This is a genomic window from Pantoea sp. GbtcB22, assembly GCF_019091025.1.
Classification (GTDB): Bacteria; Pseudomonadota; Gammaproteobacteria; order Enterobacterales; family Enterobacteriaceae; genus Pantoea; species Pantoea leporis.
In genome coordinates this window covers 1-321 of record NZ_JAGXKB010000056.1, presented here as the reverse complement: position 1 = coordinate 321, position 321 = coordinate 1, and the positions used below count along the sequence as shown (strand labels likewise).

The 321-nt window shown below is 59.8% G+C and carries 1 protein-coding gene; it reads right to left on the bottom strand.

Annotated elements, in window-relative coordinates; genetic code table 11:
* Positions 1-6: 6 nt before the first annotated feature.
* The coding region (locus tag KVT28_RS24760; RefSeq protein WP_305801797.1) for a transketolase C-terminal domain-containing protein at positions 7-321 on the bottom strand (315 nt) is incomplete at its 5' end.

Genomic DNA, 321 nt, shown 5'->3' with positions numbered 1-321 from the left:
CTCAAATCACAAAACCGATCTCGCCGGGTTAACCACGTTCTCAACCGTAAAACCAAACTCTTTGTACAGCTGATCCGCAGGCGCTGACTCACCGAAGGTGGTCATGCCGACGATCGCGCCGTTCAGGCCGGTGTATTTGATCCAGTAATCCGCGATACCCGCTTCAATCGCCACGCGTGCGGCAACGGCTTTTGGCAGCACGGATTCACGGTACGCCCCGTCCTGCTTGGCGAAGGCGACGGTGGATGGCATAGACACCACGCGCACCTTGCGGCCGTCCGCCGTCAGCTGCTCATAAGCGCTCCCTGCCAGCTCCACTCC